Annotated in this window: 22 protein-coding genes, 1 tRNA gene and 1 riboswitch; of the genes, 11 read left to right on the forward strand and 12 right to left on the reverse strand. The window is 56.4% G+C overall.

Translation table 11 applies throughout. The annotated features are described in order from the left end of the window. The first annotated feature begins 138 nt into the window (after window positions 1–138). On the forward strand, window positions 139–1461 hold the full coding sequence (locus CPA57_RS07635; protein ID WP_182082216.1) for an ArnT family glycosyltransferase: 1323 nt from the start codon (window positions 139–141) through the stop codon (window positions 1459–1461). 256 nt (window positions 1462–1717) lie between these two features. On the opposite strand, the gene ribH is transcribed toward CPA57_RS07635, so the two are convergent. The 6 genes from ribH to CPA57_RS07665 form a co-directional block, all read right to left on the reverse strand. Then, on the reverse strand, window positions 1718–2188 hold the full coding sequence (ribH, locus tag CPA57_RS07640; RefSeq protein WP_182082217.1) for a 6,7-dimethyl-8-ribityllumazine synthase: 471 nt from the start codon (window positions 2186–2188) through the stop codon (window positions 1718–1720). Between the two features lie 3 nt (window positions 2189–2191). Continuing rightward, complete coding sequence (ribB, locus tag CPA57_RS07645; RefSeq protein ID WP_182082334.1) at window positions 2192–3436, reverse strand: 3,4-dihydroxy-2-butanone-4-phosphate synthase; 1245 nt, start codon at window positions 3434–3436, stop codon at window positions 2192–2194. 8 nt (window positions 3437–3444) lie between these two features. Next, window positions 3445–4095, reverse strand: coding sequence for a riboflavin synthase (locus tag CPA57_RS07650; RefSeq protein WP_182082218.1), 651 nt, complete (start codon window positions 4093–4095; stop codon window positions 3445–3447). A 4-nt stretch (window positions 4096–4099) separates the two neighbouring features. Then, on the reverse strand, window positions 4100–5161 hold the full coding sequence (gene ribD, locus CPA57_RS07655; protein ID WP_229709338.1) for a bifunctional diaminohydroxyphosphoribosylaminopyrimidine deaminase/5-amino-6-(5-phosphoribosylamino)uracil reductase RibD: 1062 nt from the start codon (window positions 5159–5161) through the stop codon (window positions 4100–4102). A gap of 93 nt (window positions 5162–5254) precedes the next feature. Next, a riboswitch (FMN riboswitch) is annotated at window positions 5255–5406 on the reverse strand. 111 nt (window positions 5407–5517) lie between these two features. Then, window positions 5518–6042 carry a hypothetical protein gene (locus CPA57_RS07660; protein ID WP_182082219.1) on the reverse strand — a complete coding sequence of 175 codons (525 nt, stop codon included), beginning with the start codon at window positions 6040–6042 and terminating at the stop codon, window positions 5518–5520. 99 nt (window positions 6043–6141) lie between these two features. Then, window positions 6142–6888 carry a Crp/Fnr family transcriptional regulator gene (locus tag CPA57_RS07665; protein WP_229709339.1) on the reverse strand — a complete coding sequence of 249 codons (747 nt, stop codon included), beginning with the start codon at window positions 6886–6888 and terminating at the stop codon, window positions 6142–6144. Window positions 6889–7148: 260 nt separating this feature from the next. Between CPA57_RS07665 and CPA57_RS07670 the strand changes: the two genes are divergently transcribed. The 4 genes from CPA57_RS07670 to CPA57_RS07685 all read left to right on the forward strand — a co-directional run bounded on the left by CPA57_RS07670 (window position 7149) and on the right by CPA57_RS07685 (window position 14017). Then, window positions 7149–8015 carry an OmpW/AlkL family protein gene (locus CPA57_RS07670; RefSeq protein ID WP_229709340.1) on the forward strand — a complete coding sequence of 289 codons (867 nt, stop codon included), beginning with the start codon at window positions 7149–7151 and terminating at the stop codon, window positions 8013–8015. Window positions 8016–8231: 216 nt separating this feature from the next. After that, entirely contained in the window at window positions 8232–9347 is a 1116-nt protein-coding gene (locus CPA57_RS07675) for an efflux RND transporter periplasmic adaptor subunit (protein ID WP_182082220.1), read from the forward strand. Between the two features lie 16 nt (window positions 9348–9363). Next, window positions 9364–12456 carry an efflux RND transporter permease subunit gene (locus CPA57_RS07680; protein WP_182082221.1) on the forward strand — a complete coding sequence of 1031 codons (3093 nt, stop codon included), beginning with the start codon at window positions 9364–9366 and terminating at the stop codon, window positions 12454–12456. A 1-nt stretch (window position 12457) separates the two neighbouring features. Continuing rightward, complete coding sequence (locus CPA57_RS07685) at window positions 12458–14017, forward strand: efflux transporter outer membrane subunit (RefSeq protein WP_182082222.1); 1560 nt, start codon at window positions 12458–12460, stop codon at window positions 14015–14017. 85 nt (window positions 14018–14102) lie between these two features. On the opposite strand, the gene CPA57_RS07690 is transcribed toward CPA57_RS07685, so the two are convergent. From CPA57_RS07690 to CPA57_RS07715, 6 genes are all read right to left on the reverse strand, one after another. Continuing rightward, on the reverse strand, window positions 14103–14699 hold the full coding sequence (locus CPA57_RS07690) for a histidine phosphatase family protein (protein ID WP_182082223.1): 597 nt from the start codon (window positions 14697–14699) through the stop codon (window positions 14103–14105). Window positions 14700–14773: 74 nt separating this feature from the next. Continuing rightward, window positions 14774–15709 (reverse strand): ribose-phosphate pyrophosphokinase, encoded by a 936-nt coding sequence (locus CPA57_RS07695; protein WP_182082224.1) that lies wholly within the window; start codon window positions 15707–15709, stop codon window positions 14774–14776. A gap of 107 nt (window positions 15710–15816) precedes the next feature. Next, window positions 15817–16131, reverse strand: coding sequence for a J domain-containing protein (locus tag CPA57_RS07700; RefSeq protein ID WP_182082225.1), 315 nt, complete (start codon window positions 16129–16131; stop codon window positions 15817–15819). A 378-nt stretch (window positions 16132–16509) separates the two neighbouring features. Next, complete coding sequence (locus tag CPA57_RS07705) at window positions 16510–16887, reverse strand: peptidoglycan-binding domain-containing protein (protein ID WP_182082226.1); 378 nt, start codon at window positions 16885–16887, stop codon at window positions 16510–16512. Between the two features lie 126 nt (window positions 16888–17013). Then, window positions 17014–18036, reverse strand: a complete 1023-nt coding sequence (locus CPA57_RS07710; RefSeq protein ID WP_182082227.1) for a hypothetical protein — start codon at window positions 18034–18036, stop codon at window positions 17014–17016. Window positions 18037–18155: 119 nt separating this feature from the next. Continuing rightward, window positions 18156–19145: an energy transducer TonB gene (locus tag CPA57_RS07715; protein WP_182082338.1), complete on the reverse strand. Its 990-nt coding sequence runs from the start codon at window positions 19143–19145 to the stop codon at window positions 18156–18158. Window positions 19146–19299: 154 nt separating this feature from the next. On the opposite strand from CPA57_RS07715, the gene CPA57_RS07720 reads away from it, so the two are divergent. The 6 genes from CPA57_RS07720 to CPA57_RS07745 all read left to right on the forward strand — a co-directional run bounded on the left by CPA57_RS07720 (window position 19300) and on the right by CPA57_RS07745 (window position 22382). Then, window positions 19300–19962: a DNA-3-methyladenine glycosylase family protein gene (locus tag CPA57_RS07720; RefSeq protein ID WP_182082228.1), complete on the forward strand. Its 663-nt coding sequence runs from the start codon at window positions 19300–19302 to the stop codon at window positions 19960–19962. A gap of 118 nt (window positions 19963–20080) precedes the next feature. Beyond that, complete coding sequence (infA, locus tag CPA57_RS07725; protein WP_043559458.1) at window positions 20081–20299, forward strand: translation initiation factor IF-1; 219 nt, start codon at window positions 20081–20083, stop codon at window positions 20297–20299. A 31-nt stretch (window positions 20300–20330) separates the two neighbouring features. Further along, the gene (locus tag CPA57_RS07730; RefSeq protein ID WP_182082229.1) at window positions 20331–20951 is read left to right on the forward strand and encodes a Maf family protein; all 621 of its coding nucleotides are present in this window, start codon (window positions 20331–20333) and stop codon (window positions 20949–20951) included. Window positions 20952–20956: 5 nt separating this feature from the next. After that, window positions 20957–22015, forward strand: coding sequence for a ribonuclease E/G (locus tag CPA57_RS07735; protein WP_182082230.1), 1059 nt, complete (start codon window positions 20957–20959; stop codon window positions 22013–22015). Then, complete coding sequence (locus CPA57_RS07740; protein ID WP_182082231.1) at window positions 22012–22209, forward strand: DNA gyrase inhibitor YacG; 198 nt, start codon at window positions 22012–22014, stop codon at window positions 22207–22209. Before CPA57_RS07735 ends, CPA57_RS07740 begins: the two co-directional genes overlap by 4 nt. Before the next feature lie 97 nt (window positions 22210–22306). Then, window positions 22307–22382, forward strand: a tRNA-Phe gene (locus CPA57_RS07745). Window positions 22383–22543 lie beyond the last annotated feature (161 nt).

The following is a 22543-nucleotide window of genomic DNA, read 5'->3' on the forward strand; positions in this document are numbered from 1 at the left end:
CAACCTAGAAAAACATTGCAAAATAATTTATTCCTATACTTTGTGTTACTTATTGTTGCCGTAATATCCCGATATCCAGCACTCGGCAACCCTTTCATATTTTTTGATGAAGAGTTTTATCTATTCGTCGGTGGCAGGATGCTACATGGCGATATACCGTATGTCGATGTCTGGGACAGGAAACCTATTGGTCTTTTCCTGATTTATGAATTTTTCCATCTTTTTGGCCCCTACCGTATATGGGCCTATCAGATAGGGGCTCTCCTAAGTGCGTGGGCTACCTCCATCCTGTGCATGAAGATGGCCCGTTTCATCGCTCCAAAAACAGGCGCCTTTCTGACTGGATGCCTGTATCTTCTCTGGATCAACGGGGCGCAGGGGATCGGAGGGCAGGCTCCTGTTTTCTATAACCTGCTCATCACAGGGGCCATGCTGGCCATCGTGACTTTCCTTGATCAGAAACAGACCAAAAGCCTAAATCGCACTGGTATTCTGGTCATGGCCCTCTTCGGCATTGCCATACAGATCAAGCCAACCGTCGTTTTTGAGGGCATCTATGCCGGGCTTGTCCTACTCTGGATGACCTATCAAAAGACAAAATCATGGTCTGCCATCTTGGTCAACGCATTCCTCTGGTGTGGAATAGCACTCATCCCCACGCTCTGCGTGATCGGTTTTTATGCCGGGATTGGACATTTCCATGACTGGTGGTTCGCCAACGTATCATCCATTTTTCTCAAGCAGAAGACACCTCATGACAGCTGGAAAACCTTCTGGCACTGGATACACTGGGCTGTCACCATTACTCTGCTTCTTCTTTCCATCATGATCCTGCGTGCCCTGGTCATTAAACAGAAACCCACCAAGGTGAGCCTCATCTTCATCACAGGCTGGGCATGGGCAGCTTTTGCCGGCTTCATCCTATTCGGTTGTTTTTCCAAACATTACGCACTGCCTCTTTTTGCACCATTCTTCATCAATGCAGCTCCCCTGTGGCAAGCAAGGATGGGCCGACTCTGGCTGATTATCCTTGTCCTGTGGGGCGGGCAGCGCAATCTCTCTGAGATAAAGCAGGCCCGACATATGGGGTCAGCCCGTGACCTGAAGCAGATCACCCGTCTTCTCTCCTCACCGGGAGGGTGTGTCTTCAACTTTGGCGGACCGGATATCATTCTGGATGCTGTGCCCTACTGCCCTCTGACACGCCTGCCATTCTCCGCACATCTCAACTCCGATACGGAAAAAACAGCCCTGCCCGTGGACCCTGATACAGAGATGCGGCGTATTCTGGCCCTCTCCCCCCGTTACATCATCATAGGAGAGGATCGAAGCAGCAATGCCGGACTGAACATGAGCACGAATGCAATCCTCAATGAGCGGATAAAATCCGCCTACAAGGAAATATATCGGCACAAACAAGATGATGAGAACGACAACATCGTCATTTTCATAAAACAGTGAAAGAATCTCTTCCCCGTATGCCGACTCATACGGGGAGGCCGATATATATCCCGCAGAACAAGCCCATGAGATGCGCCCATCCGTATCATGGTTTTTCAGGGGATAACCCCGTGGTGACCGAGCCATCTAACGCACAGCAATATGTGGCTTTTTCCTGAAAGTCCGATCACCAACGTGCCGCAGACCTCCTGAGCCTTGTAGCCCTATAACAGGTATCCAGCTCGTAACAAGACCTAGATACCTGTAAGAGCGTTCTTTACTTCCGCAGGAAGGCCACTGTCTCCACACAAGCAGCGGCGGCCTCACGTCCTTTATTATGTTCATCAGCACGGGAACGCAGAACGGCCTGTTCTTCCGTATAAGTGGTTAGGATACCAAAGGAGACTGGCACGGCTGTTTCCAACTGTGCCTGCATGATGCCGATGGTCGCCCCCATAGAGATAAACTCAAAATGGGCCGTATCCCCCTTGATGACACAACCGAGGCAGATCACCCCCTCATAAATGCCTTTACGGGCCAGATGCTGGGCCATGATGGGCAGCTCGAACGCACCGGGGGCCTCATAGACATCCACAGTCTCATCAATACCACGCTCTTTCAGCCACTCCAGCGCACCATCACGCAGGCCACCCGTCACATCGGGGTTAAAACGGCTGACCAGAAGGGCCAGTCTAGGTGCTGGGTTCAGTTTCAGCCCTTCCGGGGCCGTAGCGATATGTTTGCTCATGGTTCAGCTCTCCTGTAGCGCATGCCCCATACGGGTGCGTTTCGTTTCCAAATAATGGCGGTTAAAGGGGTTAGACGGCACAACCAGCCGCTCCACAGCCTCCACCGCCAGCCCAGCGTCTAAAAGACCACGCTCTTTTTCCGGATTATTCGTCAGCAGACGCAAACGGGTCACACCAAGGCTGGCCAGCATATGGGCGGCCATATCCCAGCGGCGGGCATCGGCGGGCAGGCCAAGGGCTTCATTGGCATCAACCGTATCCATGCCCTGATCCTGCAATTCATAGGCTCGTATCTTGTTGGCCAAGCCGATCCCCCGGCCTTCATGCCCTCGCAGATACAGCAACACGCCAGACTCCGCCGCCGCAATCCGCTTGAGAGCCTCACGCAGCTGCGGGCCACAGTCGCAACGCAACGACCCCAGCGCATCCCCCGTCACGCATTCGGAATGTAGACGCACCAGAGGCATAGTCTGGTCTGGCTTCCCCTTCACGAGAGCCAGATGCTCCACACCATCGGCCCCACGGAAAGCATGAACCCGCATATCTTCCCCACCACATACGGTTGGCAGGTCCGCCACGGCTAGCTGATCCGCCTCCGAAAGCGGAACCTCCGTCACCTCTACAGCGCCGACATCACCTCGGCCATGTTCCGCAATCCAGCGGCGCATTTCGGCAATGCTGATAAGCGGCAAACCATGACGATGCGCATAACGCCGCAGCTCTGGCAGGCGCATCATCGTGCCATCCTCGGCCATAATCTCGCAGATCACACCAGCCGGACGCAGACCCGCCAGCCGCATGAGGTCCACCGCCCCTTCCGTGTGCCCCTCCCGGGCCATCACACCATCAGGGTTGGCCCGCAGAGGGAACATATGGCCGGGAGAGATAATATCCGCCGGTGTCGCATCCGGTGCGGAAGCAACCTGAATCGTATGAGCACGCTCGGCAGCGGAAATACCCGTTGTCACGCCATGAGCGGCCTCGATGGACACGGTAAAGGCCGTGCCCCGTGGGTCCTGATTTTTCTCCACCATAGGGGAAAGACCAAGCCGGTCTATCTGCTCTGCCTCAAGGGAGAGGCAAATCAGCCCACACGCCTGACGGGCCATGAAATTGATGGTTTCCTGCGTGGCAAACTGGGCTGGAAGAATCAGATCGCCTTCATTTTCCCGGTCTTCATCATCCACCATCACAACCATGCGGCCTGCCCGCACAGCAGCAATGGCAGCCTGCAAAGCGGGAGACATTCCGATACTCACCGGGCACCTCCCTTATAGCGCAGCTCATCTTCGGGCGTGTAGCGTAGGAGTGTCTCCACATATTTAGCCATCATGTCCACTTCCAGATTCACCTTTGCCCCGATGGTCAGCGTGGAAAGGTCTGTATGTGTCCATGTATGGGGAATAATCATGAGGCTAATTTCAAAACCTGCCTGCCCCTCGTACTGTAGGTCATCATGAACCTCATTCACCGTCAGGCTGATGCCATTGATCGTGATAGAACCTTTCTCGATGACATAGCGGCGAAGAGAGGCGGGCATAAAAATGCGTAAATGATGCGAGTCCCCAGCGGACGCTACATGCGTCAACCGCCCCACGGCATCCACATGCCCTTGCACGATGTGACCAGAAAGACGCGTGTTGAGACTGACAGCACGCTCCAGATTCACGCGTGACCCCTCCTCCAGTTCACCTAGTGCCGTGCGGGCCAATGTTTCACCACTTAGGTGAAAGTCCACCACACCTTCGGGTGTAAAACGGGTCACGGTCAGGCAGACGCCATTGGTGGCGATGCTCTCACCTTCTGTCAGGTCTGTGAAATGGGTGGCAATCCGTACATCCATAGCCCTGTCCCGCAAGGAAACAGACTGCACAGCGCCAACATGTTCGATAATTCCTGAAAACATTGCCTTAGTCCCCATAGCGGCGCAAAAGCTGCACCGGACTTTCATTCCCATCACGTCCATTCCGCAGAGTGACGGATAGCTGATCATCTCCACCATGCTCCTCATGGTGAATGGTCAACCAATCATCCCAAAGGTCGGCTTCCCGCACACTTTTCAGCAGGGCGGGGCCGGCCTCTATCAAGGCCCAGTTGACGCCCATTTGCCCAAGCAAGGCCGGTACAGACGCCAAGTCGCGGCATTGTTCCACGTGGAACCCGTCTGCTTCCCGTGCCTGACGCCACGCCATTGGCATACGTCCCTGCCGGTCCAGCACGATCAGAGGGCGCGGGCCTCGTCCTTCATGGTCGGCGACATGCCGCACGGTAAAAGAAGGATCATCAGCCAATACAGTGCCAATCCCCGTCACCACCGCATCACAAGCCCGCCGAAGCTGATGCGCCAGACGCAATGACGTAGGAGAGGTGAAGGTCTTCTGCCCCGGCGGGGGAAGCATACCCCCTCGCCCATCCAGAGCCTGCTTTACGGTCAACCACGGGCGGCCCCGTATCACACGGGACGCAAACGGGGCGAGCAGAGCCTTGCACTCCTGCGCCAGAGGCTGCAATTCAGGCTCATCAGCGAGAAACCGGACATTTTTTGGTGCTTCGCCTTCGGCTAGATACTCAGCCCCACCCATGGCCTGCGGGTTAGGGTCACGGGTACCAATCCATACGGTCTGTACAGGGCTGTTCTTTAGCTGTTCGCTGCAAGGAGGAGTGCGGCCATGATGGTTGCAAGGCTCCAACGTCACCAAAGCGATGCGGGCCCGTTCCAGAACAGCTTTTTGACGAGCCTGCTCCAACGCCATAACCTCGGCATGAGGCTGCCCCGCTGCCGGGTGCGCCCCTACAGCAAGAAGACGCCCTTCGCCATCCAGCAAGGCGCAACCTACTGCTGGGTTAGGGGCCGTTGCCCCCATTTTCTGCACAGCCTCTTTTATGGCGTGCTGAAAGCCGACCCGCACAGCTTCCAACGGGAGAGGCGGTTCTTTCAATCTTCGTGTCTCGCTCGACACATCTGTCATCATCAGTCCCCAATCATCTCAGGGACGTTCGCGGCGACGTCACGCCTTTTCCTCCAGCAGGTTAGGGCATACACCCCACCCATGCATGCAGGAAAAGAACGTTCTCTCTCATCCGGACTGTAACCGTCGGCCCCGGAATTGCACCGGGTCTGCTTGTCCCCTGCATGGATGCAGGGCGCTCGCGGGCTGAGGCAGCCAAAGCCGCCAACACCGCCGGTAGGGAATTTCACCCTGCCCCGAGAACGTCTATCTCAATCCCGTTCTATATGGAGGCACTCCCCCCAAAGAGCAAGAGGCCACCCCAATAGGAGCGGCCTCTCTCATTACTCTATCCTGTTAGGACTGATCCTCTGGAAGGATCAGAAACCGCCCTTCAGGGAGTGAACAAAGTCCTTGCCGGACTGCATCGTGCTGTCGCGCATGTCCTTCAGGCTCTTCTTCTGCTCATCAAACTGGGACTTCTGAGAATCCCACTGAGCCTTAAGACGCTGCTTCTCTTCGGCAGGTGCGTTCTTGTACTTGTCGCGCATATCCTTGATCTGCTGCTTGCGCTCATCAATATTCTTCTGAAGCTCGGCCTTCTTATCTGCCGCCAGATTTTTGTACTTGTCCTGCAATGTGTGCAGACGTTCCTCACGCTGCTTCAGATCGGACTTAACAGCATCAATGCGCTTCTGGATACGGGCACGGGCACGTTCCGGGGCACCAGCATACTTCTCCTGAAGAGCATGCAGCTTGGCATTCTCGTTCTGAACAGACTTCGTCACGCTATCCATGGTGCTCTGAATGGCCAGCGGGTCATTCGCATCATAAGCGTGAGCCTGCGGCAGCAGAGCAAAGGATGATGCCAGCAGCGTGGCTGTAAGCAGAGTGCGGATCTTCATTTGAGGAGCTCCTGGAAAAGTACAAAACGTGGTTAGTCACTACACCACGAGGTCACATCAAAAAAGTTAAAAAAAGGCCATCCCTAGGCCATTGCCGTCTCAGTCCCGCTTTATCCCGTTGGCTATATCACTCAATACTCCCGGCGCTAGAAGCGTGACGGAACTTGCTCCCTTAACACTTATTAATCCTTCTTTTCGGAAAAGACCGAAAGTCCGACTTACCGTTTCAATCGTCAAACCCAGATAGTCGGCAATATCTGTCCGGGACATGGGCAGGGGAAGGGTTATCGGTTCTTGCTCATCATGCAGGGCGTGATGCCCACAACAAGGGCTGGCCTGTTCAACTAAAAAACTCGCCAGACGTTCCCGGGCTGTCTTACGCCCCAGCACCATAAGCCGTGACTGCATTTTGACGAGCTCGCTAGAGGCTTCTTTCTGCAATCGGCCACGCAAACGCGGGAACCGCTCTACAAGACGATCAATAGCAGAATGAGGGAAGCGGCAAAGCGTCACATCCCCCAGGGCTTCCGCCGTAAAGGCATAGGTCTCTGACGAGGTCAGCCCCAAAAAATCCCCCAACTCCGCAAAGCCGACAATCTGCCGCCGCCCATCCGGCATAAGGGTGAACAGTTTGGCCCTACCGCCTGTCAGCACATAAAAATCATGCGCTGGGGCCCCTTCCTGAATGAAACAACGCCCGGACGAGACAACCACCCGGGAGGACGCCGCTACAAGGGCAGGCAAATCTTGGTCATCAATGACATTACATATGCTAAGCGACCGGCCAGAACAGCGACCGCACCGCTCCCGCACGGCGTCCATGAGGCTGCGACCTGTTTCCATCATATCTTTCCTGTCTCACTATAACCGATATCTGCATTAGCGGGTTGATGGCCCCTTTTAAAAGAAACGTTCCCTATGACAGTGACAGGATGGCCCATCAATTGATCTAGATCAATCTTCCACCATTTTCAGTAAACAACCTATTACAGTTATAAGTTTTTTCTTGATTTTCGAGAAAGATCATTCCTATAGCCAGAGAAGGAACAATTACATTTTGTCCATTTTCGTCACGCCGTCGTATCACATTGAGGATTCTAGGAAACATGAGCCGCACCTTCACCCGGATGGCTACAGCCGCGCTGTTTGCTCTTGGGTCTGTCTCCTTCGCCGTTGCCCAGACAACGCCGCCGGGAGCCCACAACTCCGTATCCACATCCAGCACCATGCAGGCCGCACCGGATGCTTCCGTGCATCTCCGTGCACCGGGTGACCACCATTGCGGCATTTTCCAGACCTGCGCCAACACTAAGATTGGCCTTGGCAAGGGTGACTTTGTGGTCCGCCTCTCCGCTCTCGGTGTGATTACCAACAACACGGGCTCCCGTGTTAAGCTTAATGCTAGCTCCCCCGCTGCGCAACTGGCAGGCGGCAGCACATTCCGCCATAATGTGAGCGCAACCAATCAGGTTATGCCGGAGCTGACGCTTGAATATTTCCTGACAGATCACCTCTCTCTGGACCTCATTGCCTCCTCCACTCGCCACGAAGCCGCCGCCCATGTTGGCAATCTGGGTAAGCTGGATGCTGGTAGTTTCTGGATCCTCCCCCCGACACTGACTGCCGCCTACCATTTCCGCCCGCATAAGCGCTTCAACCCCTATGCTGGCCTTGGTATCACGGTAGCCATCTTCCACAACATGCATTCAGCTACCAATCTTGGTGGGGCCTATAATGGGGCCGTTTTTAATGCCATGCACATGAAGACCAACGTCGGGCCTAGCTTCAATCTCGGGTTTGATTACCAGCTGGTCGGCAATTGGTTCTTCAACTTTGATATCAAACAGATTCTGCTTTTCAATCAGAGCATCCATCTGAGTTCACGCAACAACCCCATTACTGGTGGCCGCGTGCGTGTTCATGATGATGTCCACCCTACTGTTGTTGGTGCTGGTATCGAATACCGCTTCTAATCCTTCTTCAAGGACATCGGGATATTTATAGGAGGGGCTGCAGAGTAATTGCGGCCCCTTTTTCATAGGCTCGCAATACTATTTCTGAATTACTCCCCACTGCCATAAAGTTCAAATGTTACGGTACAAATACAATCCCGTGACAAAACATTCCATCTGTGTCAGAAAGGAACGAATTTTGTCCAAGCAGTCAGAAGAGCGGAGAACATTCCAATAATGCGTGTCTCACGTAACATTATTATTACTGGCATCGTCCTGATCGCTCTTCTACTTCTCTGGGGTGCGTGGTCTCTCCTCCCGCATCGCACCATAGAGACTGCACCTCCCCCTGCCGTTACTCACGATGGGGACCTACTGCGCATTCGCTCCGGCGGGCCATTGGATGGTCAACTCACGATTGAACCTGTTCAGGAGACCCTTTCTCCCCATCAGGTAGAGCTCCCTGCCCAAATCATCACCCCTCCCGGCCAGAGCGTGGACATCCACTCCCCAGTCGTCGGTCGGTTAGCCAACCTGTATGTGCAGACAGGCCAGCATGTGCAGAAAGGCGATATTCTTGCCATCCTCTACTCTGGCGACCTTGCACAGGCTTGGTCGGATGACCACAAAGCACAGGCAACCCTTACCCTCACCCGGCAGGCCTATCGCCGTGCCGTTGGCGTGCTCAATGCTGGGGGGAATGCTGTAAAGGACATGCAGTCCGCCAAAAATGATCTGGAACAGGCACAGGCCGAAGCAACCCGGGCCCGCCTTCGCCTTCAGGCACTCGGTACGGATGGCAATGCAGGCTACCAGCCACTCTTTGCCCCTGTCTCCGGGATTGTGACGTCTGTCTCCACCGGCGTCGGCCAGAACGTAACGGATATGACAGCCGTCCTAATGAATGTCTCCAACGTGGATACGGTGTGGGTCCAAGCCAGCCTGCCGGATACCCTCCTGCCCATGCTTGGCACAACCATGACGCTGGACGCCCCCTTCCCCGGCCAGGCCTGCCATGGCCCCGTGACATCACTGGACGGCACTGTCCATACCGATACACGCCGCCTTAACCTCTATCTGCGCTGCAATAACCCGCAAGGTATATTGCGCCCCGGCCAGTTCACCACCGCCACACTGAACATCACCCAGCAGGCTCAACCCATCCTGCCCAAAACGGCCCTGCTTATGGATAATGATCAGGTTTCCGTTTTTGTGGAAACATCGCCCAATACTTATCGCCGCCGCTTCATCACCATCAGCTACGAGGAGGGAGAGTCCGTGCGCATCCTCTCCGGCCTAAAGGCTGGTGAGCGTATCATCACGCATGGGGCCATCCTGCTCAATGATTACTGAAGGCCGCTGAGCAGCTATGTTTATCGAGAAATTTATTACATGGTGCTTTGGTCACCGTAAGGCTGTAGCCTTTCTCACCGTTGCCCTATTCATCACCGGGATGCTGGCTTGGAAACAGTTACCCGTGGAAGCCTATCCAGACCTCGGCCCGGCCAGTGTTCTGGTAACGACGCAGGTCAATGGTCTTGCTGCAGAGGAAATGGAGCATCAGGTCACCACACCTGTCGAGCGTGAGCTAGCAGCCGTCCCCGGCGTGGTGGAAAGTCGTTCCAGCACGACATTCGGCCTCTCTCTCATCACGCTTATCTTTAAGGATGGAGAGGACATATACCGGGCCCGCCAGTTGGTACAGAGCCAGCTTGATGGCCTCCAGCTAACAGGCGGCGCCCAGCCTTCCCTCGGCCCCATCAGCGGGGCCAGCGGGGAAATCTACCGCTACACGGTGGAATCGGACGATCAGGACCTCATGACCATCTCTGATGTCCAGAAATGGGAGATCATCCCCGCCCTCCAGCGGGTACCCGGTGTGGTAAATATTGATAATTTCGGTGGTTTCACCCGGGAATATCAACTGATCCTCGACCCCAATGCTCTCATCCGCTTTGGTATCAGCATCAGCGATGTGATGAATGCCATCCGCAACAGCAACGCCAATGCTGGTGGCGGCCGTGTCACCCGTGGGGAGCAGTCCTACATCGTCCGTGGGGTGGGGCAGATCCACTCTCTGGAGGATATGCGCAATACCGTCATCGGCCATCATGATGGCGTCCCCGTTCTCCTCTCCGAGCTAGGGCGGATTGAGTTTGGCCATCAGGTCCGTGAAGGGATGCTCGGTAAGAACGGCAACCCCGATACAATCGAAGGCGTCGTGACCATGCTACGAGGGGCCAACCCCTCGCAGGTGCTGGATGATCTGCACACAGCTATCGCCAAACTCCAGACGCAGCTCAAACCCAAACATATCCGTATTGTCCCGTACCTAGACCGTGACAACCTTGTAAAATCTACAACGGACAAGGTCAGCGAAACCATTCTGGAGGGGATCGGCCTCGTGCTGATCATTCTAACCTTCTTCCTTGGTTCGCCACGCAGTGCTGCCATCACGGCCGTGACCATTCCCTTTGCTCTGTCTTTCGCCTTCATTCTCATGCGGGCCTGCGGCATGGCGGCCAATCTCTTCTCTCTAGGGGCTGTGGATTTCGGTGTGATTGTCGATGGGGCCATCGTCATTACCGAGGTTATCCTCCGCCACAGGGAGGAGCATCCCTCCCTTCCGCTGAACCAGCCGGACATCCTTGCTATCACCCGCCGTGCGGGCCGGGCCATCTTTGCCTCCACTATCATCATCGTGGTGGCCTACAGCCCACTGTTCGCTTTTGAAGGGAGCGAGGCAAAAATCTTCCGCCCCATGGCCTGGACTGTCAGCTTCGCCCTACTTGGTGCCCTGCTCTGCGCCCTGGCTCTAACACCCACCATGTCGTTTCTGGCACTGCGTAAGCCACGGCGCATCTGGCACAACAAGCCGCTAGACTGGCTGCATAAATATTATGACGCCTTGCTCCGCCATCTGCTTGATCATCCCGTCATCCCCTTCGTCAGTGCGGGGCTAGCGTTAGTAGCAGTCATCGCGCTTGGCGTTACAACGGGCCGGGAGTTCTTGCCCGATCTGGATGAAGGCGCACTCTGGCTTCAGATTCAGATGCCAACAGGCATTTCGCTGGAAAAGGGGCAGGAAAAAGCCTCAGAAATTCGCCGTGCAGTCCGGGAGTTCCCAGAGACCTCCTACGCCATTACCCAGCTTGGCCGCTCGGATGATGGAACAGACCCATGGACTCCCTCTCACATTGAGATGCCTGTCGGCCTGACGCCCTACAACCAGTGGGCCCATGGCGAGACCAAGGCTGAGTTCATCACGAAGCTCCGTGCCCGTCTCAATAAGATTGCTGGTATTTCCTTCTCCATCAGCCAGCCGATTGAAGATAACCTCAGCGACCAGCTTGGCGGGGCGCATAGCCCACTTGTTATGCGCATCTATGGTGATGACCTGGCAGGACTGCGGACGCTGGGGGCGCAGGTGGTTCAGCAGCTCTGGCAAGTACCCGGTACCGTCCAGGCGGATATCTTTCAGGAACCTAGAATTCCGCAGATTGAGATCACACCGAACCGGCTGAAGGCTGCCCGTTACGGCATCAGCATCAATGACGTGACGGATGTCATTAACAGTGCCATCGGCGATGAGCCGCTGACCAGCGTGATCGAAGGGGACCGCTTCTATAATGCAACCCTGCGTATTGATAACACGCAGCGTTCCAATCTTCAGCTTCTGGGGCAGATCCCCCTGATCACGAGCGATGGCAGTGCCATCCCTCTGGCCGAAATTGCCCGCATTCGTCTCCAAATGGGAGAAAGCAGCATCGCCCATGAAATGGGAGAACGGCAGATCACCCTTCAAGTAGATAACGGCAACCGGCCGATGTCCCAGTACCTTGATGATGCCCAGAAGCTCATTGACCAGAACGTCCATTACGACCACCAAAAGTTCCGCTTGGAATGGGCAGGAACGTTCCAGGAAGCCCAGCATGCCCAGGTCCGGCTTGTGGCGGCTCTTGGTGTCATGTTTGCCGTCATGCTGGGGCTACTTTATGCGGAGTTCCAAAAATTCCGTCATGCGCTACTCATCATCGGCATTGTGCCTCTTGCTGCTCTGGGCGGGCTAATCGCCCTGCATCTACGGGACGAAACCCTGAATATCGCCACAGCTGTCGGCTTTATTGCCTTGTTTGGTGTGGCTATTCAGAATGGGATCATTATGGTCTCCAACATCAACCGTCATCTCGGTGAAGGCGGCGACATCAGGGAAGCTACCCGGCTGGGGGCAACGGAGCGTTTCCGCCCTGTTTTGATGACCGCCACCGTGGCCAGTGTTGGCATGCTGCCCGCCGCCATGGCCACGGGCGTGGGTACGGACGTACAACGTGGTCTGGCAACCGTGGTTGTAGGGGGGCTTGGCATTGCCACCCTGCTGACCCTCTTCATCCTGCCTGTCTGCTTCTGCCGGCTGGAAGAAACGGTCAAACGCCGGACGGGCCAGAAAGAGCAGGAGGCCTGATATGAAACAATGTTTCACCCTTTTGGAGCGGGTACGCCCTTCCCTGCTGATGGCCAGCACCTTAATCAGCGGGTTGGCTGTCGGGCTAGGGGGCTGCGTTGTTGGCCCTTCCCCCAAAGACATTCCCCCCCTGCCTAAACAGACAGGCTATAGCCAGCAGGCCATCACACAATCTGAGGCAGGGCGGGAGAAGACTAAGGATAGCCTCCTCGGCCGCCAGCAGTTCATCTCCGGGGCTGATGTTGCTGGTAGATGGTGGGAGGCCTTCCAGAATCCCCATCTTAACCAGATGGTGGAACTGGCCCTGACCAACAACCAGACATTAAAAGCCATGCAGGCCGGCCTGCGGGCAGCATGGGAGCAGCGTCGAGTAGAGGGGGCTTCACTCTACCCGAGCATTTCTGCCCAGTTCATTCCGACACGAAACAAGACCTCCAAGGCACTCTCACCCGTCCCCAACAACAATGAATGGCTCTACAACCTACATACGGCACAGCTAAATATCGGCTATGTGCCCGACCTTTGGGGTGGGTCCCGTCTTGCTATCCGCAATGCCAAGGCACAGGCGGATATCCAGCGTTTCCAGCTGGAAGCAACAACGCTGACGATGATCGCCAATATCGTCAATACGGCCATCACCGAAGCCGGGCTCCGTGAGCAGATACGTGCCAAGGAAGATTTAATCGCCCAACAGACGGCTATGGTTCGCATCAACCAGAATCAGGTTGGGCTAGGGGATCAGTCCCGCCAGAGCCAGCTCATCATGCGGGATTCTCTAGCGCAGTTGCAGGCAGACATACCACCGCTGCGGACACAACTTGCCCAGACCCGGGACCAGCTGGCTGCCCTCGTCGGCCTTAGCCCTAATGCGGACCTCCCTATTTTTGAGCTAAAAGACTTCTCCCTGCCCCAGCAGCTACCTGTTACGTTACCGGCTCAGCTTCTCTCACAGCGGCCCGATATTGCTTCTGCTCAGGCGCAGATCCGTTCTGCCGGGGCACAGCTTGGTATCGCCATTGTCAACCGCCTCCCCAATGTGCAGCTGAGTGCCCTGCCGGGTGAGGCTGTCGATAGCATGAGCAAAATGTTCAAGCCCGGTATGGGTAACTGGATGTTGGCTGCAACTGTCACCCAGCCCATTTTCCAAGGTGGGTCTCTGCTTCATGCTCAACGGGAGGCCAAGGCCAATTACGAGCAAGCCAAGCACTATTACCAAGCGGCCATCATGTCTGCTGTTAGTGATGTAGCAGACAGCCTTCATGCTGTAGAGCTGGATGGCAGCACGCTTCTGGCCGACCAAGGCGGGCTTGATGCTGCCACGCAGGCCCTACATATCGCCGAGGCCCAACACAGGCTGGGGGATAATAGTCAGATTGACGTGGCACAAGCCCGCATGGCCGTGGCGCAGGATCAAATTTCTGTCGCACAGGACAAGGTAACCCGCCTATCCGATACAGTCGGGCTATTTCAGGCTCTCGGCGGCGGATGGTGGAACCGTAACGACCTTGGGGTTAGCCCGGAGACTGCCAAACGTCTCTCCACAACACTCGTCCCCTGGTAAGTTAACAGCCATACAAACCATCCAGACATAAAAAAGGCCGCTTCCTTTTCGTCAGGAAGCGGCCTTTTATGGAAGAAGGACTCTCTTAAGCTGAAAGCAATTTCAGAACCCAGCCCTCTTCCTCCGGTGTGGCCTTCAGCGGCATCGCATTAGGCAGACGGACATTAATCTCCAACCCCATAGCGGCCCTCAACCCACGGAAAAGTGCCCCATGAGCAACGATCAAAGGGGCACCCTCACCAGCATCCTGCGCCCTGTTGAGGGCCTGAATGCCACGGGTCTTCAGCGTGATGAAATCCTCGCCCTTCTCTGGCACGAAGCTTCCAGCAATCCATGTATTATACCAATCACCCATTGGCTTACCTTCCTGCACACCAAAGCTAACCTCCTGAAGGTCCGCATCCTTGGTCAAGGGTAAGTCAATGCCTGTCCGGTCACGGATTGCATCCCTTACATGCTCGGCTGTGACAAAAGCTCGCTTTAGCGGGGAGCTCACAATATGCGTGAAGGGGCGCACCCCTGCCTCAAACAGGTCAGCCAACTGGCGACCTGCTAGACGAGCTTGTGTCAGGCCAGTCTCATTAAGCGGAATATCTGTCCGCCCTTGTGAGAGATGGCGTGCGTTCCAGTCCGTTTCACCATGCCGAAGGAACCAGTATGGTTCTGCACGAAGCTGTGTCATTTCCTGACCTCCCCCAAAATCCCGTCAGAACGTGGCTGTGCCTTATCTCCTGCTCCAGCCACGGAATATCTGTCTCAATCGAAAAGAGTGGAGACAGAGCTTTCATCTGCCACGGCCCGGATAGCCCGCCCCAGCAGATTAGCCGTTGGAATCTGCCGAATATTGGAAACCGCCTTCAGCTCCTCCGTAGCGGGAATGCTGTCCGTCAATGTCAGCATGGAAAGCGGGCTGTTCTGCACACGCTCGCAAGCATTGCCTGTCAGCACACCATGCGTCACATAGGCCTCCACACCAGCGGCGCCGTACTTCATCAGAGCTTCGGCTGCGTTGCAGAGAGAGCCCCCACTATCGATGATATCATCCACCAGCACACAGAAGCGGCCTGATACATCACCAATCACGTTCATCACTTCGGAGACACCAGCCCGCTCACGACGCTTATCAATGATGGCCAAGTCAACATTCAGCCTACGAGCCAGCTGGCGGGCCCGCACCACACCGCCTACATCGGGTGAGACAATCATCAGTTTTTCATGGTTAGGATGGCGGGTCATTATGTCCCGCACGAAGAGCGGGGCGGCGTAGAGATTATCCGTGGGGATGTCGAAGAAGCCCTGAATCTGCATAGCGTGCAGGTCCATCGTCAGGATACGGTTGGCACCGGCTTCTGTTAGAAGATTAGCCACCAGCTTGGCACTAATAGGTGTACGGGGGCCGGATTTACGGTCCTGCCGAGCATAACCAAAATAAGGCATCACAGCTGTAACACGCCGTGCAGACCCACGCCGCAAAGCATCTAGCACGACGAGAAGTTCCATCAGATGATCGTTAGTCGGTGTGCAGGTACTCTGGAGAACGAACATGTCCTCGCCACGCACATTTTCCTGAATCTCGACAAACACTTCACCATCCGCAAAGCGACGGATGGATGTCTTGCACAAAGGGATCTCAAGCTCATCAGCCACAGCCTGAGCCAACGGCAGATTACTGTTACAGGCAACGATCTTCATGACAGGTACTTTTCATAGAAGGACGGTAAGAAGCGGTACAGCTCTTTCTATCAGCCTGCCCGATCAATGTCATGATTTTACAGCAAACCTGCCACAGCACAGACGGACTAGAACTGCCGGCACTGCTTCACATAGCGATAAGCCTGCGTAATTTCAGCAGTTCGGCGAACAGATTCCTCATAAACCTCGCCACCGACATGGGCAAACCGGTCCGGGTGATGCTGCTTGATAAGCCGCCTATATGAGGCGGTAATCTCCTCGGCGGATGCGGTTACGGAAACTTCCAGCACGACATGCCAAGGCTCATCCTCTGGCGAAGCTGCCACGGCCTGTTTTGCCCGGCGATAAGCTTTCGCCCGTTCCCGCTGTTCCTGTGCGGCGTCCTCATCCCTATCCTGAAAATGTTCCTTCAGGAACGCCAACACCTCTATGGAAAAACGCTGAAAGCCCTTTCCAGCTAAACAGCGCTGTAATGAAACTCCGGATCAGCTGGACAAGCCTTATGGGCAAGCAGAAGATGAATACCACCACACGCCAGACTGCCGACAACACGGCACCACACATATGAATGACGGCACCAAGAATCTGAAACAGCAGAGCCAGAAGGGAAGTATGCCCTCCTGCCGTTTCATGATCGGCCTCCCGCCGAGGGCTGCATCATCCGAAGAGAGTGAAGACGGCGGAACTGATTCATGCTGAGGGAGAGACGCCTCCGTAGATGAGGCGGTGCCCCCTGACGGTGGCTGGCGCCCAGCATTGCTAGGCCCCCTCTCTGCCGCAGGATAGAAGGAGCAGGCCCGTCAGCACCTGTTCCTGCCTCTGTCGAGGCGGGGAGGTACCCCCTGTGTACTAGTTTCAGTGGCCAGCTCTGGCATCAGTGATAGGGCGTCGTCATTCCCCAGAAAGCCATCTCGATTAGGCTGACTAGCCTGTTCCTGCCACCGCAAAATGGCCCGTCGAGTTGCGTCCCCATACACGCCATCGGGCACAACCTCGGAGGGTAGAAAACCAAGTGCCTGAAGTTTTCTCTGTAAGGCGATATGATCGTCAATCGGGCGGGTAGCGTCCTCATGCGCCCGGCTACAGTCAAAGTCGGGATGATAAACTTCAGCAGAAGCCGCCTGACACTGAACAGCGCCCCATAAAATCAGCAAACATATCAGACGAACAGAACGCATAACGGGCCATCTATTATCTATGTCCAGTTTGTATAAGTTGATTGATACACCCTATCCATTCCCGGCCAGCCCGTCATTTTCTATGGGGCAGTAGGCAATACCAGCCTTTAAGCCCCGATCCTTTCATTATTCTGCTCCTGTAGGGCCAGTCTGATCCGTACCGGCGATAAATTTCTTCATGCCATCCTTTTCTTTGGATGCTTCCCCGCCAACATCCGGCTGCGCCGTGGCAGCCTTGCGGGCCCGGCCTGAATAATTGGTGATGATGGTCCGCACGGCCTCGGCGGCCTCCTGCGCTGCGGCACCTGCCACATCAGCCCAAGGGCCATCAAGCGAATGTGCCACTACGTCATGCACCTGCGTGGCAGCCCCGGCCTCCACGCCCTGCGGCGTCATCACATGCCACACGATAGTGACCTGCTGCTTCGGTGCTTCACCCGGCGGGGGAGCATCCGGCGATGGTTTGAGGCTGACTTCAGTCTTCACAATGTAATCAGCCCCGTTTCGTGTGGTCTGCACGCTATTATGGCCATCAGGCAACATCATATAGAACGCCTCGGCCAGAGACTTGTTGCCATCCCCCGGGGCCCCCTGCACACCCTCAAAACAAATGCGGGCTGAACGGTGCATAAGGCTCTGCGGGTCATCCATCATCATACGGGTTTGAATTTCGGTCAGCTCACGGGCAATTTCTGGAGCCATCTGGAGGGCAACCGTGTTCAGAGCGGCCGGGTCTGCACTGCGCCAACCTTCATCATCAATCACAGCCCCAAATCCACGGGCCTTCACTTTGCCATCCGGCCCGACAATCGCATAACGGGGGCGGATACCGCCATTCTCTGCCCGGACAGCCCCTAGGCGAACCCACCAGTCGCCCGGTTCTGGCAGTTTTGCCACGGCTGGAATGGACTGCCCGACCAACGCCACCACCACATCCCGCGCCCACATAGCCGTTGCCTCACGCCACGGTGCTTTCTCCGGCACAGGAACGGGAACAGCCAGACGAACAGGTGGAATATTGTCCCTCACAAGATGCTGGGCCTGCTTGCCCGGATTATGGGCAAACGGCTTATAGACCTGAAGGCACCCCCCCAGACCGAGGAGAGACACGCACAGCCCTGATACCAGCAGCTTACGACAGAAGCGCATGAACAGCCCACTTTCCCTGCAATGTTTGGACAGATACCCGGCCGGCTCTTCCCGGTGGGTCTTGCAATTTAACGTCCTTTCCCACTCCTGGCCACAGGGAGAAGGACCGCAGACGCCCCTTAATGACGAATCAACATGTAATGGATCGTCACATCCAGATCAAAATGATCCCCCTGCATGTCCGGCGGGACGGGGGGAAGTTGCACCCCTTGGAACATGCCCGTCGTCGCAGCATCCAGCGCATAGGAGTTAGATGAATCCGTCAGCCGTACACGGAGAACCTTCCCGGTACGGTCGATCACCACATGCACGGAAGAAGGCCCTTCTTCTCCATTCTGTACCGCTTCATCCGGATAGAACATATGATTACGTACCCAACGGTCGATCTCACTTCCGTAATCGGAACTGACACCCTTTACGCTACTGCTTGTCTTATAGGGTGCATTAATCTGGCCATTCAGGCTAAGCGGCCCAAGGGAGAAATCAATCGGCCCACGTGTCCCGCCATGCCGTCCCCGCTTGTGGGGATGTGGTGCAGGCTCGCCATCCAAGGACAGGTCCATCGGATGTGCAAACGGATTTGTTTCACTCTGCCGGGTCACACGCTGGTGGGTTGGGGTTGCCCGGCTCCTATGTGGGCGGCGGGGTGCCGCCTTGGAGATCGGCTTCTCCGACATTTCCGCATTCGTTAGCTCCCCGGTGGGCGATGGGGCTGTCTGCGGGGAGGATGGCGTATGGGGAATTGGCTCCATCGGGGCGGGGGTAGCTTCCTCTTGCGTGGTCGGTGCCGGGGCACTGGTGGCTCCGCCTACCTCATGCGTTGGAGCCCCCTGCATACTGTGTTTGACCGGCGGGGCATCAAACACCATTTCCACTTGAGGCTGCTGTGCACCATTGGGTGTGCCATGCATAGCAGCACTGGTCTGCATCATCAGCCACAGTGCGATGCCATGCACGCTGGCCGCAAGCAGCAGCGGGCCAATCAGCGGCGGGTCTACCAGAACCTGCGTGCGCCGCATGGGGGTGCGGGCTTCCGTCCGCAGGCCAGCCACTGGCTCTGCGTAATCACCCAGCCGCCTCCGGCGCTGCTGCGTGGGAGCGTCCTGCATCGTCACGGGCGAGAAACCCGCCGGCAAAAAGAGGGGCGCAGACTGGTGAGGAACATATCCCCCCTTGTGCCTCAAAAAGGGCCATATTGTCATCACTGGAAAATGCCCTTGCCATTACTTTTATATAACATCTTTCCCACGTGAGGTCCGTTCTATGGTCTCCCTGCCAGCCTGCTTCATCCAAGATGCTGCTCTTTCCCGCTTCATTGCAGAGATCGGCCCCTGCCTCTTACATAAACAGGCTGCCCCGGACCCTCAGGTACAGAGCCCCTATGCGTCACTCATCAAAGCTGTGACGGGCCAGCAGCTCCATAATGCCGCTGCTAGAACTATATTCAGGCGGCTATGCGCTCTTGGGCCAGACCACAAGGAAGACGGCCCACCCCCACCTCCAGAAGCAATTCTTGCTCTGGAGGATGATACCTTGCGACGCTGCGGCCTTTCAGCAGCCAAGATTGCCAGCTTACGGGCCATCGCCCGGGGGCGGCTGGAGGGGCTCGTACCCAGTCTGGCTGAAGCTCACCAACTGGATGATGCCACACTCATAAAGCGACTGACGTCTCTGCGGGGTGTCGGACAATGGACAGTCGAGATGCTGCTCATCTTCCATCTTGGCAGGCAGGATGTCATGCCAGCAGGCGATCTTGGCGTGCAAGAAGGCTGGAAGAGACTGAAAAAACTGCCCGCCCGCCCCACGCCCCGACAGCTACACGAGGCTACAATCAGGTTCAGCCCACACCGCTCGGCTCTGGCATGGTACTGCTGGCAGGCAAAAGCCCACCTGCCTGATCCTGCTCCATCCAGCAAAAAACCTTGACGTCATCCCCTCCTCCCCGCACATAATGCGCCGTCATGACGAGGCTACGGGCCGGGCTTTTCCAAAGGCTGGCTGTGTGGCCCGCACAGTTTTTACCCACTTCCTGCAAGGGATATTCATGCCTAAAGAAGACCTGATCGAGTTTACTGGTACGGTAACCGAACTTCTGCCCAACGCCATGTTCCGCGTCACGCTGGATAACGAGCATACCATCCTCGCCCATACGAGCGGTAAAATGCGCAAGAACCGCATCCGTGTGCTGGCTGGGGACCGGGTCAATGTCGAAATGACCCCGTATGACCTCAGCAAGGGCCGCATTACCTTCCGCTTCAAGTAAGATAGCGGAAGTCAGGATCATTTCGTCCCTTATGTCTGCTCCATCCCGGCCTGCCCTTGTACTGGCCTCCGCATCGCCCCGCCGCATCGCCCTACTCCGCCAGATCGGAGTGGAGCCGGACGCCATCTGCCCGGCGGCTCTGGATGAAACACCACATAAGGACGAACTGCCTCGCCCTTATGCGCTACGAATGGCCCGAGCCAAGGCGGCGCATGTCGCTACTCACCATGATGGCCCTGCGCTCATCATCGGGGCAGATACGGTCGTCGCAGCGGGGCGGCGTATCCTACCCAAAGCAGAAGATGCCGATACCGCGCGCCGTTATCTCACCCTCCTTTCTGGTCGCCGGCACAAGGTCATTACCGCTGTTGTGTGCCACCCCACAGAGAGTTGGGCCGAGGGTCGCCGCTGCGAACGTGTGGTAGAAAGCTACGTCACCTTTAACCGCCTGACCGTTCGACAGATTGACTCTCTCATTGAGGGGGGAGACTGGCACGGCAAAGCAGGTGGCTACGGTTTGCAGGGGCAGGCAGCAGCCTTCATCCGGCAGGTAGGGGGCAGCCCCTCCGGCGTGATCGGCCTGCCACTGTTTGAGACTGCCCAGCTACTCCGGGGCCAGCCTCTACCCGCTGGACAGCACTGGCTGCTCTGACCCTTATGGAAATCCGCCTCGCCAGTGCGCCGGGAAATGTCCGCATCGCCCTGCTAAAGGATGACGAGCTGCTGGATGTCGCCCTATGGCGACCCGGTGCCCCGGATGGCTGGGGCGATGTGCATATCGTCCGCATCACGGCCCATGCCCCTCATCTTGGCGGTGCTTTCGTAGAATTAGCTGGCCCGACAGGCTCGGGCTTCATGAAAGGGCGCAAACTGCCGGCCGAAGGCAGCCTACTCTGCGCTCAAGTAACCCGGTCGGCCCAAAATGGGAAAGGACTACGTCTGCGTGCCCTTCCCTTACCGAATGATGTGGAGCTGGGGGACTCGCCACGCCTCATCACGCCCGGCCCCACCCCATTGGATGACATTCTCCAACAAGCCCCGGCTAATTGCCCCCTAATCGTTGATGATGCTGCACTAGCAGCCCGCCTGCCCACTGCCCTGCATCCCCGCCTAAAACGGGTAACCCGCAGTTTTGATGAAGTTCTGGAAGCAGACTGGGCAGCCCTGCTTGGCCCTGATTCCTCGGTTGGTCCGCTGATTGCCCGCATCACCCCTACCCCGGCCCTAACAGCCATTGATCTGGACGCCCATCAGAACCCGGACTTTGCCGCCAACCTGGCATGTTTTGGCCCGCTGCTGCGGGAGGTCAGGCTCCGCAATCTTTCCGGCACCCTGCTGATCGACCCGGCGGGCGTCCGCAGCAACAAGCGGCCCGCTCTTGTCCCCTTCCTCCGTAAGGCGGCTGATAAGGAGCAAGACCCGCTCCAGCCCCGCATTACCGGCATCACGCCCAGCGGGTTGCTGGAAATGACCCGCCCTCGCCATAGGGCACCACTCCATGAGCTATATAGCTCCCCTCATGGGCAAGGATTAGCGATCCTTCAGCGCATTGTCGGTGAAGGCCTGAAAGGTGACCAGCTCCATGCGCCACCAGCCATCATCCGGGCACTAGAGGCCGACACTGTGGCACTGAAAGACCTCTTTCATACCACGGGCCAAAGCCTTACCCTCCATAGCCATCCTGTTTCTCCATCACCTTGCTGGAGTCTTTCGTGAGTTGCCCCATCTGCCAAAAGCCGACCACCCCTGCCTTCCGGCCCTTCTGCTCCCAACATTGCGCTGATGTGGACCTCGGGCGTTGGTTCAAGGGGGATTATCGTGTCCCCTCTCTACGGCAAGACAATGACCCAGAAGAGCTTGAGACCCAGATCGCACAGCTAACAGAAGAGGCCTCCCCTCACACACCATAGGCTTGGTGCATTTTCTTCTGCAAAGAGGGTTGATCACCCCTCGTTCATAGGGTAAACCCCTCCTCATAGCCGGGTGGCCATGCCGCCAAGGCCCGGTGCCCAAGTAGCTCAGTTGGTAGAGCATGCGACTGAAAATCGCAGTGTCGGTGGTTCGATCCCGCCCTTGGGCACCATTTTTCTTACCCTGAAAAATTATTTTTTTACCGTTTCGATTACTGTTTCCTGCCGGTCTTCGACAGGCGGTAATAGAGCCTTTACGCAAAATAACTTTCCCTCCCTCGGGGGCAGGCTTACCATGCTGGTGTAGAGTCGAATTCGGTCTCTTATTCCAGAA

The sequence above is a fragment of the Bombella favorum genome, assembly GCF_014048475.1.
Lineage (GTDB): Bacteria > Pseudomonadota > Alphaproteobacteria > Acetobacterales > Acetobacteraceae > Bombella > Bombella favorum.

Excerpts from the sequence above, each read along its gene's own strand:
- infA (WP_043559458.1), top strand. The coding sequence starts at position 20,081 with ATGCCTAAAGAAGACCTGATCGAGTTTACTGGTACGGTAACCGAACTT.
- ribH (WP_182082217.1), bottom strand. The coding sequence starts at position 2,188 with ATGAGCAAACATATCGCTACGGCCCCGGAAGGGCTGAAACTGAACCCA.
- CPA57_RS07710 (WP_182082227.1), bottom strand. The coding sequence starts at position 18,036 with ATGCGCTTCTGTCGTAAGCTGCTGGTATCAGGGCTGTGCGTGTCTCTC.
- CPA57_RS07730 (WP_182082229.1), top strand. The coding sequence starts at position 20,331 with ATGTCTGCTCCATCCCGGCCTGCCCTTGTACTGGCCTCCGCATCGCCC.
- CPA57_RS07695 (WP_182082224.1), bottom strand. The coding sequence starts at position 15,709 with ATGAAGATCGTTGCCTGTAACAGTAATCTGCCGTTGGCTCAGGCTGTG.
- CPA57_RS07635 (WP_182082216.1), top strand. The coding sequence starts at position 139 with ATGCTACATGGCGATATACCGTATGTCGATGTCTGGGACAGGAAACCT.
- CPA57_RS07650 (WP_182082218.1), bottom strand. The coding sequence starts at position 4,095 with ATGTTTTCAGGAATTATCGAACATGTTGGCGCTGTGCAGTCTGTTTCC.
- CPA57_RS07685 (WP_182082222.1), top strand. The coding sequence starts at position 12,458 with ATGAAACAATGTTTCACCCTTTTGGAGCGGGTACGCCCTTCCCTGCTG.
- ribB (WP_182082334.1), bottom strand. The coding sequence starts at position 3,436 with ATGTCTCCCGCTTTGCAGGCTGCCATTGCTGCTGTGCGGGCAGGCCGC.
- CPA57_RS07675 (WP_182082220.1), top strand. The coding sequence starts at position 8,232 with ATGCGTGTCTCACGTAACATTATTATTACTGGCATCGTCCTGATCGCT.
- CPA57_RS07715 (WP_182082338.1), bottom strand. The coding sequence starts at position 19,145 with ATGCAGGACGCTCCCACGCAGCAGCGCCGGAGGCGGCTGGGTGATTAC.
- CPA57_RS07660 (WP_182082219.1), bottom strand. The coding sequence starts at position 6,042 with ATGAAGATCCGCACTCTGCTTACAGCCACGCTGCTGGCATCATCCTTT.
- CPA57_RS07720 (WP_182082228.1), top strand. The coding sequence starts at position 19,300 with ATGGTCTCCCTGCCAGCCTGCTTCATCCAAGATGCTGCTCTTTCCCGC.
- CPA57_RS07670 (WP_229709340.1), top strand. The coding sequence starts at position 7,149 with ATGAGCCGCACCTTCACCCGGATGGCTACAGCCGCGCTGTTTGCTCTT.
- CPA57_RS07735 (WP_182082230.1), top strand. The coding sequence starts at position 20,957 with ATGGAAATCCGCCTCGCCAGTGCGCCGGGAAATGTCCGCATCGCCCTG.
- ribD (WP_229709338.1), bottom strand. The coding sequence starts at position 5,161 with ATGATGACAGATGTGTCGAGCGAGACACGAAGATTGAAAGAACCGCCT.
- CPA57_RS07690 (WP_182082223.1), bottom strand. The coding sequence starts at position 14,699 with ATGACACAGCTTCGTGCAGAACCATACTGGTTCCTTCGGCATGGTGAA.
- CPA57_RS07705 (WP_182082226.1), bottom strand. The coding sequence starts at position 16,887 with ATGCGTTCTGTTCGTCTGATATGTTTGCTGATTTTATGGGGCGCTGTT.
- CPA57_RS07665 (WP_229709339.1), bottom strand. The coding sequence starts at position 6,888 with ATGATGGAAACAGGTCGCAGCCTCATGGACGCCGTGCGGGAGCGGTGC.
- CPA57_RS07680 (WP_182082221.1), top strand. The coding sequence starts at position 9,364 with ATGTTTATCGAGAAATTTATTACATGGTGCTTTGGTCACCGTAAGGCT.